10 protein-coding genes, 3 rRNA genes and 1 other annotated feature are annotated in these 16,335 nt (G+C 39.7%); of the genes, 9 read left to right on the top strand and 4 right to left on the bottom strand.

What is annotated here, in order from left to right; translation table 11 throughout:
- The first annotated feature begins 51 nt into the window (after positions 1-51).
- Positions 52-274: a binding site (T-box leader), on the top strand.
- A 79-nt stretch (positions 275-353) separates the two neighbouring features.
- Positions 354-2,768, top strand: a complete 2,415-nt coding sequence (leuS, locus tag OB_RS11870; RefSeq protein ID WP_011066700.1) for a leucine--tRNA ligase — start codon at positions 354-356, stop codon at positions 2,766-2,768.
- 48 nt (positions 2,769-2,816) lie between these two features.
- Here leuS and OB_RS11865 read toward each other — a convergent pair whose 3' ends face one another.
- Positions 2,817-3,587, bottom strand: a complete 771-nt coding sequence (locus OB_RS11865; RefSeq protein ID WP_011066699.1) for a hypothetical protein — start codon at positions 3,585-3,587, stop codon at positions 2,817-2,819.
- A gap of 114 nt (positions 3,588-3,701) precedes the next feature.
- Here OB_RS11865 and OB_RS11860 point away from each other — a divergent pair, with 114 nt between their 5' ends.
- The 5 genes from OB_RS11860 to OB_RS18660 all read left to right on the top strand — a co-directional run bounded on the left by OB_RS11860 (position 3,702) and on the right by OB_RS18660 (position 10,087).
- On the top strand, positions 3,702-4,010 hold the full coding sequence (locus tag OB_RS11860; protein ID WP_011066698.1) for a rhodanese-like domain-containing protein: 309 nt from the start codon (positions 3,702-3,704) through the stop codon (positions 4,008-4,010).
- A 568-nt stretch (positions 4,011-4,578) separates the two neighbouring features.
- Positions 4,579-6,143: ribosomal RNA gene (locus OB_RS11855) — 16S ribosomal RNA — on the top strand.
- A gap of 334 nt (positions 6,144-6,477) precedes the next feature.
- Positions 6,478-9,399, top strand: a 23S ribosomal RNA gene (locus OB_RS11850).
- 272 nt (positions 9,400-9,671) lie between these two features.
- Positions 9,672-9,787 (top strand): 5S ribosomal RNA (gene rrf / locus OB_RS11845).
- The 16S, 23S and 5S rRNA genes sit together here, the layout of an rRNA operon.
- A gap of 159 nt (positions 9,788-9,946) precedes the next feature.
- Entirely contained in the window at positions 9,947-10,087 is a 141-nt protein-coding gene (locus OB_RS18660; protein WP_160162354.1) for a hypothetical protein, read from the top strand.
- Positions 10,088-10,363: 276 nt separating this feature from the next.
- Here OB_RS18660 and OB_RS11840 read toward each other — a convergent pair whose 3' ends face one another.
- The 3 genes from OB_RS11840 to OB_RS11830 all read right to left on the bottom strand — a co-directional run bounded on the left by OB_RS11840 (position 10,364) and on the right by OB_RS11830 (position 13,200).
- Positions 10,364-11,542, bottom strand: coding sequence for a dicarboxylate/amino acid:cation symporter (locus OB_RS11840; RefSeq protein ID WP_011066696.1), 1,179 nt, complete (start codon positions 11,540-11,542; stop codon positions 10,364-10,366).
- 133 nt (positions 11,543-11,675) lie between these two features.
- On the bottom strand, positions 11,676-11,966 hold the full coding sequence (locus tag OB_RS18655) for a hypothetical protein (RefSeq protein WP_011066695.1): 291 nt from the start codon (positions 11,964-11,966) through the stop codon (positions 11,676-11,678).
- Positions 11,935-13,200, bottom strand: coding sequence for an NAD(P)/FAD-dependent oxidoreductase (locus OB_RS11830; RefSeq protein ID WP_011066694.1), 1,266 nt, complete (start codon positions 13,198-13,200; stop codon positions 11,935-11,937). The genes OB_RS18655 and OB_RS11830 overlap by 32 nt, the downstream gene beginning before the upstream one ends.
- Before the next feature lie 201 nt (positions 13,201-13,401).
- Between OB_RS11830 and OB_RS11825 the strand changes: the two genes are divergently transcribed.
- The 3 genes from OB_RS11825 to thpR are packed head-to-tail and all read left to right on the top strand — an operon-like array spanning position 13,402 to position 16,329.
- The gene (locus OB_RS11825; RefSeq protein ID WP_011066693.1) at positions 13,402-15,021 is read left to right on the top strand and encodes a putative polysaccharide biosynthesis protein; all 1,620 of its coding nucleotides are present in this window, start codon (positions 13,402-13,404) and stop codon (positions 15,019-15,021) included.
- Positions 15,022-15,032: 11 nt separating this feature from the next.
- Positions 15,033-15,743 carry a pseudouridine synthase gene (locus tag OB_RS11820; RefSeq protein ID WP_041544244.1) on the top strand — a complete coding sequence of 237 codons (711 nt, stop codon included), beginning with the start codon at positions 15,033-15,035 and terminating at the stop codon, positions 15,741-15,743.
- Positions 15,744-15,759: 16 nt separating this feature from the next.
- Positions 15,760-16,329: an RNA 2',3'-cyclic phosphodiesterase gene (thpR, locus tag OB_RS11815; protein WP_011066691.1), complete on the top strand. Its 570-nt coding sequence runs from the start codon at positions 15,760-15,762 to the stop codon at positions 16,327-16,329.
- The last annotated feature ends 6 nt before the right edge of the window (positions 16,330-16,335 follow it).

Genomic DNA, 16,335 nt, shown 5'->3' with positions numbered 1-16,335 from the left:
GATGGTTTCTTGACATCGAAAAGTATTTTCATTATAATTCCATTAAATCAATTAACGACTATGATAAGGACTAGTAGTGTGTAACTCATCAAAAAAAGAGAGACAGTGGTTGGTGAAAACTGTTGATGATGTACATATGAACTCACCTTGGATGTTGCTGTAGTGAACTTAAGTAACTATTGCCGTTTCATCAACGTTATCGATGTCAAGTGAGTGTCTTCATAGACGCTAATTTGGGTGGTACCGCGGGAAATAAAAGCTTCTCGTCCCTGTTTATGAGGGATGAGTGGCTTTTTTTAGTTTACTCAAAAAATTAAAGTGTAAGCAGTTTTACTATGAAAGGAAGGGTTGACATGAGTTTTCAGCATCGTCAAATAGAAAAGAAATGGCAAGATTATTGGGAAGACAATAAAACTTTTAAAACAGATACGTTCTCTAATAAGGAAAAGTTCTATGCATTAGATATGTTTCCTTATCCATCAGGGCAGGGATTACACGTAGGGCATCCAGAGGGATATACCGCTACAGATATTTTAGCCCGTATGAAACGTATGCAAGGATATGAAGTAATGCACCCAATGGGTTGGGATGCGTTTGGTCTTCCTGCTGAGCAATATGCAATTGATACTGGTAATAGCCCTGCAGAATTTACAAATCAAAATATTAATACGTTTAAACGTCAGATTAAAGAATTAGGTTTCTCTTATGATTGGGATAGAGAAATAAATACAACTGATCCAAATTACTATAAATGGACACAATGGATCTTTAAAAAATTATATGAAAATGACCTAGCATATATGGATGAAGTCGCGGTGAACTGGTGTCCGGCTTTAGGCACAGTGCTTGCGAATGAAGAAGTAATTGATGGTAAAAGCGAAAGAGGCGGACATCCTGTAATCCGTAAGCCAATGAAACAATGGATGTTAAAAATTACGGCATACGCTGACCGTTTGTTAGAAGATTTAAATGAATTAGATTGGCCAGATAGCCTAAAAGAAATGCAACGAAATTGGATTGGACGCTCAGAAGGTGCGGAAGTTACTTTCTCTATAAAAGGAAACGAAGGGACGTTTACTGTATTTACTACACGTCCGGATACATTATTTGGAGCAACATATGCTGTTGTCGCTCCGGAACATCCTTTAGTAAAAGAAATAACAACGTTGAGTCAAAAAGAAGCAGTTCAAAACTATTTAGATGAAATACAGACCAAATCAGATTTGGAAAGAACAGATTTAGCTAAAGATAAGACTGGTGTATTTACGGGAGCGTATGCAATTAATCCGGTTAATGGAGAAGAAATGCCAATCTGGGTTGCGGATTATGTATTAATGAGCTATGGAACGGGAGCAATTATGGCTGTTCCTGCGCATGATGAACGTGATTATGAATTTGCAAATACATTTGGCTTACCTATTAAAGAAGTAGTCGCTGGTGGGAATATAGATGATGAGGCTTATACTGGTGATGGTGAACATGTTAATTCTGAATTCTTGAATGGGTTGGGTAAGGAAGAAGCAATAACGAAAATGATTGATTGGCTAGAAGCTAATGGTAGTGGGGAGAAAAAAATAACTTATCGTCTACGTGACTGGTTATTTGCTCGTCAACGCTATTGGGGAGAACCAATTCCAATTATTCATTGGGAAGACGGTACAATGACAGCTGTACCTGATGAGGATTTACCATTGACACTTCCTCAAGTTGCTGAAATAAAACCTTCAGGTACGGGAGAATCGCCATTAGCAAATAATACTGATTGGGTAAATGTAGTTGACCCAGAGACTGGATTGAAAGGACGTCGTGAAACCAATACAATGCCACAGTGGGCCGGTAGTTGTTGGTATTTCTTACGTTATATTGATCCAAATAATACAGAGCGATTGGCAGATCCAAAGGCATTAGAAGAATGGCTACCTATCGATATATATATAGGTGGAGCAGAACATGCGGTTCTCCATCTGTTATATGCTCGTTTCTGGCATAAATTCTTATTTGATATTGGAGTCGTCTCCACAAAAGAACCATTCCAAAAGCTATATAATCAAGGCATGATTCTTGGTGAAGGCAACGAAAAAATGAGTAAATCCAAAGGGAACGTAGTGAATCCTGATGATATAATCGATTCGCATGGCGCAGACACATTACGTTTATACGAGATGTTTATGGGACCGCTAGATGCTTCTGTTGCTTGGTCTACAAACGGATTAGATGGATCGCGTAGATTTTTAGATCGTGTATGGAGATTGTATGTAGGTGATGATGGTTCGCTTACAGATAAAATTATTGATGATGAATCCACTGAATTAGACAAGATTTATCATGAAACAGTGAAAAAAGTGACAGATGACTTTGAACATATGCATTTTAATACTGGTATTTCACAAATGATGGTATTTATTAATGAATGCTATAAAGCGAATAAAATTCCTAAAATTTATGCGGAAGGCTTTGTTAAATTACTGTCACCAGTAGCACCACATTTAAGTGAAGAAATTTGGCAAAAACTTGGACACTCAGAATCAATAAGTAAGGCTACTTGGCCAGCATATGATGAATCAAAATTAGTAGAAGATGAAGTGGAAGTCGTTCTACAGATCATGGGTAAGGTTCGATCTAAAATTCAGGTTCCTGTTGATATTAGTAAGGATGATCTTGAAAAAGCGGCATTAGATGACGAAAGCATGCAAAAATGGTTAGAAGGAAAAACTATCCGTAAAGTTATCGTTGTGCCAGGAAAGCTTGTAAATATAGTAGCAAATTAAAAAAAGAAGCATTGATCTGGAAATGGTCAATGCTTCTTTTTATAGAGGTTATTCATCTTTATTTTCCTCTGTTGGATTTTCCGTTGGATTATCTGATTTCAATGTCGTTTTTAATAATTTCCATTTCCCTTTTTCGTAATACCAGAGTGATTCAACTACACCAATTCCGTCTGCATGATAAGCTCCGCTGATTTGTTGATAACTTTTTAAACCGTATCCATTTCTCTCACTGAGATTAACGGGTTCAAACATAGCAACTGGATCTATCATTAACGAAGTAGGTTCTAATAAGTTTCCGTTTTCATCATATATATTGAGTCGAATATATTCGTCTTTACGATCAGATAAATCAATAATAATTGGTTCTTCTCCAGGAAGTAAAGTTATCGATGCTTTAAAATCATCAATAAATTCTCCTTGTAACGGTTGATTGTTTGGCAAGGGAATTTCGATCAACTGATTATTTTTGATTGTATGGAGTTTACTTGTATATAACCCTCCACTTCCTCCAGTAGCACTCTGATAAAAAATATCATTTTGATTATCGTGGTTTAAATCTACGAATTGTAGTGAAGGTTCATAACCTCCTCCATAAGGAATAGTCCAGGAATGATTATTTGCATCAGTAATATCAGCCCATATATGTTGATAATATTGGCCATCAGGTGCAAATAGTTCCCCTTTTAAATCAATCGTATCACTTTGTCCATCACCGGTTACATCTTCATGATATGAATGAATAGAAATCGGGTCTGTTGGCTGTTCAGCTACAGGACTTACTATAGAAAGTGTTAATAGAAGCGAAAGAGAGTACAGCATATGGTCACCGCCTTTTATTAAGTAGGCTTATTTTAATCAAAGATGTTGCATCTTATTCTTAATCCAAGTAATATTAAATTTAGAAAATCTTGACTTTAAAAGGATGGGATTAACATGGCTGAAATTAAAGAAATTTCTCCGGAAGAAGTAGAAGAAATAAAAGATGAAAATAATGTAGTACTAGTAGATGTACGTGAAGATGAAGAAGTTGCACAAGGTATCATTGAAAATGCTAAGCATATTAAACTAAGTGATATTCCACACGAATATGAGAACTTAAATAAAGATAAAGAGTATATAATGATTTGTCGTTCTGGAAGAAGAAGTTATAATGCCTCTGAGTTTTTACAAGATCAAGGTTTTAATGTAAAAAATATGAGTGGTGGAATGCTAGAGTGGAAAGGTGAAACAATTTCTAAATAACCTTAGAAATCTTATATATGAGTCGGTGTGTAGTTGAAAAGATCCCAACCTCATGAAGAATTGGGATCTTTTTGATGTATATGGATGAATTGGAGTTTAAAAATATATGGTTGGAACATAATTATTCAGGCAATATAAAGGATTCTCCGTATATTTCATAGATTTACGTTATCATATGTCTTTTTATCAAGTCTCATAATTAATTTTTTAATTGGTTTTTATTTAAAAAGCTTGTAAAATAATGAAATATATAGTACTGTATTTAAGTTCGCTTTTTTAAGTGATATATTTTAAATAAACAAGGTTGACTTATTTAAGAATGAATGCTACAATGATTATCCACCAATTGAGGACAAGTTAATTATAAATCTTACAAAATTCCTCAAAAAAGTTGTTGACACATCTTTTGATGCGTGGTAAATTATTAAAGTCGCTGTTTTGAAGGCGACAACGAAATTGCTCTTTGAAAACTGAACAAAACAACCAGTACGAAAGAAGAAAAACACCTCGTTTTTCTTAAAAAGAAATGAAGTCAGAAGTTGACTTCTGAAGCACAAGAAACACAACTTTTATGGAGAGTTTGATCTTGGCTCAGGACGAACGCTGGCGGCGTGCCTAATACATGCAAGTCGAGCGCAGGAAGTTATCAGATCCTCTTTTAGAGGTGACGATAATGGAATGAGCGGCGGACGGGTGAGTAACACGTAGGCAACCTGCCTGTAAGACTGGGATAACTCGTGGAAACGCGAGCTAATACCGGATAACACTTTTCATCTCCTGATGAGAAGTTGAAAGGCGGCTTTTGCTGTCACTTACAGATGGGCCTGCGGCGCATTAGCTAGTTGGTAAGGTAACGGCTTACCAAGGCGACGATGCGTAGCCGACCTGAGAGGGTGATCGGCCACACTGGGACTGAGACACGGCCCAGACTCCTACGGGAGGCAGCAGTAGGGAATCTTCCGCAATGGACGAAAGTCTGACGGAGCAACGCCGCGTGAGTGATGAAGGTTTTCGGATCGTAAAACTCTGTTGTTAGGGAAGAACAAGTACTATAGTAACTGATAGTACCTTGACGGTACCTAACCAGAAAGCCACGGCTAACTACGTGCCAGCAGCCGCGGTAATACGTAGGTGGCAAGCGTTGTCCGGAATTATTGGGCGTAAAGCGCTCGCAGGCGGTTCTTTAAGTCTGATGTGAAATCTTACGGCTCAACCGTAAACGTGCATTGGAAACTGGGGAACTTGAGTGCAGAAGAGGAGAGTGGAATTCCACGTGTAGCGGTGAAATGCGTAGAGATGTGGAGGAACACCAGTGGCGAAGGCGACTCTCTGGTCTGTAACTGACGCTGAGGAGCGAAAGCGTGGGGAGCGAACAGGATTAGATACCCTGGTAGTCCACGCCGTAAACGATGAGTGCTAGGTGTTAGGGGGTTTCCGCCCCTTAGTGCTGAAGTTAACGCATTAAGCACTCCGCCTGGGGAGTACGGCCGCAAGGCTGAAACTCAAAAGAATTGACGGGGGCCCGCACAAGCGGTGGAGCATGTGGTTTAATTCGAAGCAACGCGAAGAACCTTACCAGGTCTTGACATCCTCTGAACACTCTAGAGATAGAGTTTCCCCTTCGGGGACAGAGTGACAGGTGGTGCATGGTTGTCGTCAGCTCGTGTCGTGAGATGTTGGGTTAAGTCCCGCAACGAGCGCAACCCTTGATCTTAGTTGCCAGCATTAAGTTGGGCACTCTAAGGTGACTGCCGGTGACAAACCGGAGGAAGGTGGGGATGACGTCAAATCATCATGCCCCTTATGACCTGGGCTACACACGTGCTACAATGGATGGAACAAAGGGAAGCGAACCCGCGAGGTCAAGCAAATCCCACAAAACCATTCTCAGTTCGGATTGTAGGCTGCAACTCGCCTACATGAAGCCGGAATCGCTAGTAATCGCGGATCAGCATGCCGCGGTGAATACGTTCCCGGGCCTTGTACACACCGCCCGTCACACCACGAGAGTTGGTAACACCCGAAGTCGGTGAGGTAACCGTAAGGAGCCAGCCGCCGAAGGTGGGACTAATGATTGGGGTGAAGTCGTAACAAGGTAGCCGTATCGGAAGGTGCGGCTGGATCACCTCCTTTCTAAGGATTATTACGGAATCGTACTTGGTTGTTTGGTTCAGTTTTGAGAGAGCAATCTCTCGATTGAATAAACTTCTTTTACAGAAGTTACTATATTGTACCTTGAAAACTAAATAAGAGTAACAACGACATCAAAAAAACAGAAGGCTGAAGCGACTGTTTAGTGACGTATGAACTGGACTGAACCGAAGGAGATAAAGGATACACGATGAACGTATGTGAATCGATGTTGACTTATCGTACGGAGGAGAAGGAAGTTACACTAGTCACTAGGAGCTGAAGCTAGATTGAAACAAGGCTATTAAATTAGCACGCTTATTTACTGAAATAACTTAGTTAAGTGAATAAGGGCGCACGGTGGATGCCTTGGCACTAGGAGCTGACGAAGGACGGGACTAACACCGATATGCCTCGGGGAGTTGTAAGTAAACTTTGATCCGGGGATTTCCGAATGGGGAAACCCACTGTTCGTAATGGAGCAGTACCTATACCTCAATACATAGGGTATAGGGAGCAGACCCGGGGAACTGAAACATCTCAGTACCTGGAGGAAGAGAAAGAAACCTCGATTTCCTGAGTAGCGGCGAGCGAAACGGAAAGAGCCCAAACCAGAAAGCTTGCTTTCTGGGGTTGTAGGACACTCCTTTGGAGTTACAAAGAAATTCTTTAAATGAATCGATCTGGAAAGGTCAGCCGAAGAAGGTAACAGCCCTGTAATTGAAAAGGAATTTCCTCCGGAGTGTATCCTGAGTACGGCGGAACACGTGGAATTCCGTCGGAATCCGGGAGGACCATCTCCCAAGGCTAAATACTCCCTAGTGACCGATAGTGAACCAGTACCGTGAGGGAAAGGTGAAAAGCACCCCGGAAGGGGAGTGAAATAGAACCTGAAACCGTGTGCCTACAAGTAGTCGAAGCCCGTTAATGGGTGACGGCGTACCTTTTGTAGAATGGACCGGCGAGTTACGATCCCATGCAAGGTTAAGTGGAAGACACGGAGCCGCAGCGAAAGCGAGTCTGAATAGGGCGAATATAGTATGTGGTCGTAGACCCGAAACCGTGTGATCTACCCATGTCCAGGGTGAAGGTCAGGTAACACTGACTGGAGGCCCGAACCCACGTATGTTGAAAAATGCGGGGATGAGGTGTGGGTAGGGGTGAAATGCCAATCGAACACGGAGATAGCTGGTTCTCTCCGAAATAGCTTTAGGGCTAGCCTCAAGATGATGAGTACTGGAGGTAGAGCACTGATTGGACTAGGGGCCCCTACCGGGTTACCGAATTCAGTCAAACTCCGAATGCCAGTTACTTAAACTTGGGAGTCAGACTATGGGTGATAAGGTTCATAGTCGAAAGGGAAACAGCCCAGACCGCCAGCTAAGGTCCCAAAGTATACGTTAAGTGGAAAAGGATGTGGAGTTGCCCAGACAACCAGGATGTTGGCTTAGAAGCAGCCACCATTTAAAGAGTGCGTAATAGCTCACTGGTCGAGTGACTCTGCGCCGAAAATGTACCGGGGCTAAACGTATCACCGAAGCTGCGGATTGTTCTTACGAACAATGGTAGGAGAGCGTTCTAAGTGCTGCGAAGTCAGACCGTGAGGACTGGTGGAGCGCTTAGAAGTGAGAATGCCGGTATGAGTAGCGAAAAAAGAGTGAGAATCTCTTTCACCGAATGCCTAAGGTTTCCTGAGGAAGGCTCGTCCTCTCAGGGTTAGTCGGGACCTAAGCCGAGGCCGATAGGCGTAGGCGATGGACAACAGGTAGATATTCCTGTACCACCTCATGATTGTTTGAGCGATGGGGGGACGCAGTAGGATAAGGAATGCGCACCGATGGACGTGTGCGCCCAAGCAGTGAGAAAGTCAGATAGGCAAATCCGTCTGGCAATTTCAAGCTGTGATGGGGAGGGAAATTGAGTACCGAAGTTCCGGATTTCACACTGCCAAGAAAAGCCTCTAGTTAGATCATAGGTGCCCGTACCGCAAACCGACACAGGTAGGCGAGGAGAGAATCCTAAGGTGAGCGGGAGAACTCTCGTTAAGGAACTCGGCAAAATGACCCCGTAACTTCGGGAGAAGGGGTGCTCCTTCATAGGAGGAGCCGCAGTGAATAGGCCCAAGCGACTGTTTAGCAAAAACACAGGTCTCTGCGAAGCCGAAAGGCGAAGTATAGGGGCTGACACCTGCCCGGTGCTGGAAGGTTAAGGGGACGAGTTAGCTCTTCGGAGCGAAGCTTTGAACCGAAGCCCCAGTAAACGGCGGCCGTAACTATAACGGTCCTAAGGTAGCGAAATTCCTTGTCGGGTAAGTTCCGACCCGCACGAAAGGTGCAACGACTTGGGCACTGTCTCAACGAGAGACCCGGTGAAATTATACTATGCGTGAAGATGCGCATTACCCGCGACAGGACGGAAAGACCCCGTGGAGCTTTACTGTAGCCTGATATTGAATGTTTGTGCAGCTTGTACAGGATAGGTGGGAGCCTTTGAAGCGTGAGCGCTAGCTTACGTGGAGGCACCCGTGGGATACCACCCTCGCTGTATGAACATTCTAACCCAGGACCGTGATCCGGTTCGGAGACAGTGTCAGGCGGGCAGTTTGACTGGGGCGGTCGCCTCCCAAAGAGTAACGGAGGCGCCCAAAGGTTCCCTCAGAATGGTTGGAAATCATTCGTAGAGTGTAAAGGCAGAAGGGAGCTTGACTGCGAGACCTACAAGTCGAGCAGGGACGAAAGTCGGGCTTAGTGATCCGGTGGTTCCGCATGGAAGGGCCATCGCTCAACGGATAAAAGCTACCCCGGGGATAACAGGCTTATCTCCCCCAAGAGTTCACATCGACGGGGAGGTTTGGCACCTCGATGTCGGCTCATCGCATCCTGGGGCTGTAGTCGGTCCCAAGGGTTGGGCTGTTCGCCCATTAAAGCGGTACGCGAGCTGGGTTCAGAACGTCGTGAGACAGTTCGGTCCCTATCCGTCGTGGGCGTTGGAAGTTTGAGAGGAGCTGTCCTTAGTACGAGAGGACCGGGATGGACACACCGCTGGTGTACCAGTTGTTCCGCCAGGAGCATGGCTGGGTAGCTACGTGTGGTAAGGATAAGTGCTGAAAGCATCTAAGCATGAAGCCCCCCTCAAGATGAAACTTCCCATCACTTCGAGTGAGTAAGATCCCTCAGAGACGATGAGGTTGATAGGTCCGAGGTGGAAGCGTGGCGACACGTGCAGCTGACGGATACTAATTGATCGAGGACTTATCTAAGTATATAAAGCGACAGGCTCTGTACATCAACGTACAGACTGGACATTCTCTGAATGAGATAAAGGAAATACAAAGAGTCGTTAGACGATTTGTTATTGACTTATCGCAAGGAAGAGAAGGAAGTCTGATAGTTGATAGAGACTGGAGCTAGAATATATTGATGTCACGTTACTCTTATTTAGTTTTTAGGGTACAATCCTAAAAAAATAAGGAAGTTCGTTTAAAACCGTTCACGTCCTGTGAACAACACCGAACGACCTACATCCTGTAGGTCTGGTAGCGATAGCGAAGAGGTCACACCTGTTCCCATGCCGAACACAGAAGTTAAGCTCTTCAGCGCCGATGGTAGTTGGGGCTTTGCCCCTGCAAGAGTAGGACGCCGCCAGGCAACGAAAGAAAAGACGGATTAGATTTAAATATCTAATCCGTCTTTTCTTTTGGCTCTATAATATTTGTTGGGGTAAAAGAAAAATAAAAAACACGCAATCTCCTATTTTTGTTATCATTGTTTAAACCACTAAACCAAACAAAAAGGAGATGCGTGCAATTGAATTCTAACATAACATTACCTGGGTTGGAAGAAGGAAATATATTAGATACAGAAGTACGAGAAGGTATTTATTACATTAGATGGAGTTGGAGTGCCTCTCATCGCTGTCAGTATGGTTATTGGATAAACGGTGCATAATTAGAGTTTAATCAAGTAGTATTATTAGAGATGTTCATGAAAAAAGCTTCCGAGATTTAGCAATACGTTTTCGTACATCTCCACGAACGAGAAGTATCAAAGGGTTATAGCTTGATTAATTAATAGAAAACCATTAGAGACCCTTAAAAACGTAATAAAGATGAACATAAAAGTATACTCTAGAGACTTTTTAACTTAATCATTATCTTAGACCATATAAAAACAGCCTTTTCCAAGTCGGAAAAGGCTGTTTTTAGTAAAATATTTTAGTGAAAATTAAGCATCATCATTTGTTATTTTCCACTTATTATTTATTGAATCTGCGATACTTGTAATTGCTCCGTCGCCTGTTACATTACAAGCTGTTCCTAAACTATCTTGTGCAAGATATAAAGCGATCATTAATGAAACCATTGTAGGTCCGAAACCTAACATAGTATCTAATAATCCTATAGCAGCCATTACAGCGCCGCCAGGAACGCCAGGTGCAGCAATCATTGTTACTCCTAATACAAGTAAAAATGGCAATACCGAACCAATTGTAGCAACAGATCCTTGTAAAAACATTACAGCTAATGCACAGCTAGTTATCGTAATGGTACTCCCTGATAAATGTATGTTTGCTAATAGGGGTACAGTAAAATCAGCAACATTTCCTTTTACATGTAATTTTTTCGTATGCTGTAATGTTACCGGAATGGTGGCAGCAGAAGATTGGGTACCTAAAGCTGTAAAATATGCCGGTATCATTTTTTTGAGCATACTAAATGGATTTTGTCGACTTAATGTTCCAGCAATCGTATATTGAATTATCAAGTATATGATATGTAATACAATAATCATCGCAAAAACAACTGCAAATACACTTAATATGGAAGCTACTTGACCTGCATAAGTCATATTTGTAAAGATTCCAAAAATATGAATTGGGAGTAATGGAATAATAACTTTTTGTATAACTAATTCAATGATAGACCTAAAATCAGTCATTACGTTTAGCAACGAGTCACTTTTAATTGCTGCAGCTCCAATACCTAGTACGAAGGCTAATATAAGTGCAGTCACGACTTCTAAAGGTGGAGTAAGTTCAAAGGATAAGAAGCCAGTTTCTAAAGCACTGCTTGGATCGTCAAACATTTTTAAACTGTGTCCACTTAAAATACTAGGATATAGTGCCTTAGCAGATAGAAACGCTACAATTCCTGCAATTATTGTAGAAATGTAAGCCATAAGTGCTGTTATGCTGAGAAGTTTTCCTGCCCCTTTCCCCATATAACCTATACCTGGTGCAATAAACCCAATGATAATAAGGGGAATAATGAAAGTTAAAAAGCCACCAAAAATGTCATTAAAAGTAGCAAATAATCGTACAAGCCATTCATTGGCAAATGTTCCGAAAGCTATACCAAGAACTATAGCTAGGATGATTCGGATAAGTAGTCCAAATTGTTTCATGATAGTTCTCTCTCCTTAATTCAATGATGATGTAATTATTCTAACAATTATACACATAATTATTTCTATATGCTAGTGTATAAAAAAGGAAAAAGAGGAGTATATGTTGTACTCCTCTGAACCCTTGTTAACCTTAACTCATTCCAAACGGTCCCATTTGTCCACTGTTACCATTATTTCCTCCAGTATCTGATAAAAAAGGCGCGAATTTTTGAACGGTTTGCCCGATGTTTTGATTGTTTTTTGTCATGGTGTAGTAGGTTGCAGCTCCCATACCTACAGAGGCAATAATTGGTAACCATTTACTTTGATTATTCAAGAGTAAATCACCCTTTCTATAAAATATCAGACATTTATAGAATAGACGTATTACAGACATTTCATAAGCGGTATCAATTGGAAGTGATGGATGCTTTTGCAGCATTCATTCCTGCTAACCGACCAGTTACAAGAGCAGAAGTGATATTATATCCACCTGTATATCCATGTATGTCTAAAATTTCTCCACAAAAGAATAATCTTTCCATTACTTTCGATTGCATTTGATTTGGTATAATTTCCTTGATTGAAACACCACCGCCTGTTACGAAAGCTTTTTCCATTGGTAAAGAGCCGTTCACTTCAAAAGTAAAATGTTTAATATCATGTATAATATCATTGATAATTTCATTAGAGATATTTGCACATTTTTGCTCGTCAGTCACTTCATATTTATCTAATAAATATTCCATAAACCTTTCTGGCACTAATCCTTTTATGCTATTTTTAAACGATTTTTTTGGATGATTTTTTATTTGGTTTTTCACCCACTGTCTGATTTCTTGTTCTGATTTATCAGGCAGTACGTCTAAATGCATCGTTACGGACTCTCTTTTCCGCATTAGTTCTTTAACAACAAATTGTGAACATCGTAGAACTGCTGGTCCGGATACTCCAAAATGCGTAAATATCATATCCATTTTATGCGTAATTATAGCTTTTCCTCTTTTATTCCAAACACTGAGATTAACATCTCTCAAGGAAAGTCCTTGTAACTTTTTTTCTATAATAAAGGATTCTTTTGAAGTCAAAGCAACTTCGGTAGGATATAGTTTGGTTATTGTATGTCCGGCAGCTTTCGCCCACTCATAACCATCACCAGTTGATCCAGTATGTGGTACTGCTTTTCCGCCAGAAGCAATCACAATAGCAGTCGTTTGTATATTTGTATGATCATCCAATTGTATAGTATGTTGATCTTTTCCATAAGAAATGGAGCTCACCTTTGTATTCATTTCAATTGTTACATTTAATCGTTTTAATTCATTTATTAAAATGTTAACAACATCCATCGCTTTGTTGGAAGCGGGAAACATTCTGCCGTGATCTTCTTCTTTTAGTGCAACACCCAAATTCTCGAAAAAATCAATAATGTCGTAGTTATTAAATATAGAAAAAGCACTATAAAGAAATTTACCATTCCCTGGAATGTGTCGAATAACTTCTTCTTGAGGTAGTCGATTAGTGACATTACATCTACCGCCACCAGAGATAGCAAGTTTTTTACCGAGTTTATTTCCTTTTTCAATAAGAAGTGTTTTTGCCCCATGTTCTGCAGCGGATAAAGCTGCCATTAAACCAGATGGACCACCACCAATTACAGTTACATCATATTTCAATTATCTTCATTCCTTTCTTTAGTATCTTACCATTTTCCCAAGTCTGACGACAAATACCAGTACATATTGTCAAAAAATCCCCCTAAGTGAAGAATCTTATATAAGAAAGCTGTTTAAAAGTATGATAAAATTAATAAGGATTGAAATACATAGAAATGAAATATTTAACGAGTGAATCGTAATTGTGGGTGAACTATTTAAATGTCAAAAATGGTACGTGGAACGATGCTTCTATCGGGGGCATCGTTTTTATCCAAATTCTTAGGAATGATTTATGTTATTCCATTTTATTATATTGTTGGTGATGCAGGCGGGACTTTATTTACCTATGCTTACACACCTTATAGTATATTTATTAGCCTATCTACTGTAGGTATACCACTTGCAGTGTCAAAATTTGTATCTAAATATAATTCATTAGGTGACTATGAAACCGGTATGCGAATGTTTAAGGCAGGAAGTACATTAATGTTATTTACCGGACTTATGGCATTTATTATTATGTTCTCAACTGCTGACTGGATAGCTAGTTTGCAAATTAGAGGAGATAATGCAGCCATTACATCTGATGATGTTGCATTCGTAATACGTATGGTTAGTTTCGCTTTAATTATAATTCCTGCGATGAGTATAGTTCGTGGGTTTTTCCAAGGTCATCAATCCATGGGACCGACAGCTGTATCGCAGGTAATTGAACAAATTGTTCGCATTCTATTTATTTTGAGTGGGTCATTCGTAATCGTTTACGTATTGAACGGTTCTAGAACAACAGCTGTTGGATTCTCTGCATTTGCTGCATTATTGGGAGCACTTGCTTCATGTGTTGTATTGTTTTTGTATTGGAAAAAAAGAAAAACACATTTACGAAAACAAATCGAAACACAACGGTATACGTATGATTTCAAAACAAATGATTTATTTAAAGAGCTTTTTCGATATGCAGGTCCATTTGTTTTAGTCGGGTTAGCTATACCGTTATATCAGTTAGTTGATCAGTTTACTTTTGAACCAGCAATGAACGCAAGTGGAAGAGGAGAAGATGAATGGATACTAGCTTCTTCTGTAATTATGAACTATGGTCATAAAATAATCATTATTCCAATGACAATTGCAACAGGTTTATCATTAGCAATGTTGCCTTCACTTACAGAAGCTTATACGAATAATAATCGAGAAACGTATACAAAGCTTTTAAATCAAGCCTTACAAGTCATTCTTGTATTAGTTGTGCCTGCTTCAGCAGGAATAGCAATGTTAGCTAGTGAAATTTATGGTTCGTTATTTACAATGGATGATCTAGGAGCAAGAGCAGAATTAATGGCTTGGTATGCACCAGTAGCCTTGTTATTTGGATTTATAACCGTAACTGCTGGAATGTTACAAGGTATCGATCAGCAGAATTATGCGGTAATTAGTCTACTTACGGGACTATTTGTAAAAATACTTTTAAATAGTCAACTTATTCATATGTTCGGTGGAAAGGGTGCCATATTTGGTACAGCACTAGCCGCATTAATCGCAGTAATGATGAATTTATGGAGATTGAAAACGACCATTGATTTTTCGTTTAAACAAACGATAAAACGAACGATGCTTATTACAATATTTACTGCAATTATGTGTGTGGTAATCTTAACGTTAAAAGTAGTTTTTGGTATTTTCTTACCGTTCCAAGAAGAGAGATGGGCTGCAATTATTATGCTAATAATTGGAGTAACAGTTGGTGGCGGAGTCTACCTACTATTAGCTTATAAATCAACATTATTAGATCATGTGTTTGATGGAAAAGTACCGTTGCTTGGCAAATTTATGAAAAGATAGGAGAGAGAATGATGCGTCTAGATAAATTACTCTCTAACATGGGAGTTGGTTCTCGGAAAGAAGTGAAACAACTCCTAAAATCAAAGCGAATAACAGTTAATGAAGTTATAGTAAAAGACAGTGGAATGCATGTAGACCCGGAGTATGACCAAATATTTGTTGATGATCAATTAATATCTTATCAAAAACATATTTACCTTATGATGCATAAGCCGCCTGGTGTAGTATCTGCGACTGTCGATAATCGAGATCGTACTGTAATTGACTTATTATCAGCCGATGAGAAGAAGTTCGAACCGTTCCCTGTAGGTAGACTCGATAAAGATACAGAAGGACTTCTATTAATTACGAACGATGGTGAACTTGCTCATCGATTAACCTCACCAAAAAAACATGTCGAAAAGGTATATATTGCTCATATTAGTGGTGAATTCCCGGAAAATATTGTTGAACAATTTCAAGAGGGTTTAACTTTAGAGGATGGATATCAAACGAAACCAGCTAAATTAGAAATATTAAATAAACAATCAAAGGAAGTAAAAGTTACAATAACAGAAGGGAAATATCATCAAATTAAACGAATGTTTATCGCTGTCGGGTGTAAAGTGACTTATTTAAAAAGGGTTCAGATGGCAAACTTACAATTAGATGATAGCTTGCCAATAGGTGATTTTCGTCCTTTAACGGAAGATGAATTACAGTATTGTAAATCATTAAATTAGCTAAAGTAAAAAGGAGATGGAAATATTGTCTCATTATTTTATCGGTATAGACTTGCCTAATCATGTAAAACAAAACTTAATAGAAGTTCAGCAAAAACTTCCATCCTCCTTTTCTTATAAACAATGGACACATAAATTTGACTTTCACATAACACTAACATTTCTAGGTGAAATAGACGATAAACAATTAACGAACGTAGAGCAATATCTAAATAATTTGGAAAAGAAGCCTTTTTTTCTAACCCTGGATCAGTTAGGTGTATTTGGTAATCAAAAGCAACCGAGAGTTCTATGGGCTGGTCTGGAACATTCTAATGAATTACATGAACTTCATCATCAGATTAGTCATATGTTAACACAGCTAGAATTATCTAAAGATAATCGGCCATATCGACCGCATATTACTTTAGCGAAGAAATGGAATGATTCAACTATTCTCTTGGATAGTAACCAATTGGATCGCATGCAACAGATTGGACAATCTGTTGAAACGAGTTTTGAAGTAGAAACCATTCATTTATTTAAAATTTATCCACAACAAATGCCAAAATACCAAAAATATAGGAGTTTTTCATTACGTGGTTAAGGGGTT

The organism is Oceanobacillus iheyensis HTE831 (assembly GCF_000011245.1).
GTDB lineage: Bacteria > Bacillota > Bacilli > Bacillales > Amphibacillaceae > Oceanobacillus > Oceanobacillus iheyensis.
The sequence above is the reverse complement of the archived record's forward strand: the minus strand, read 5'-3'. Positions and strand labels throughout refer to the sequence as shown.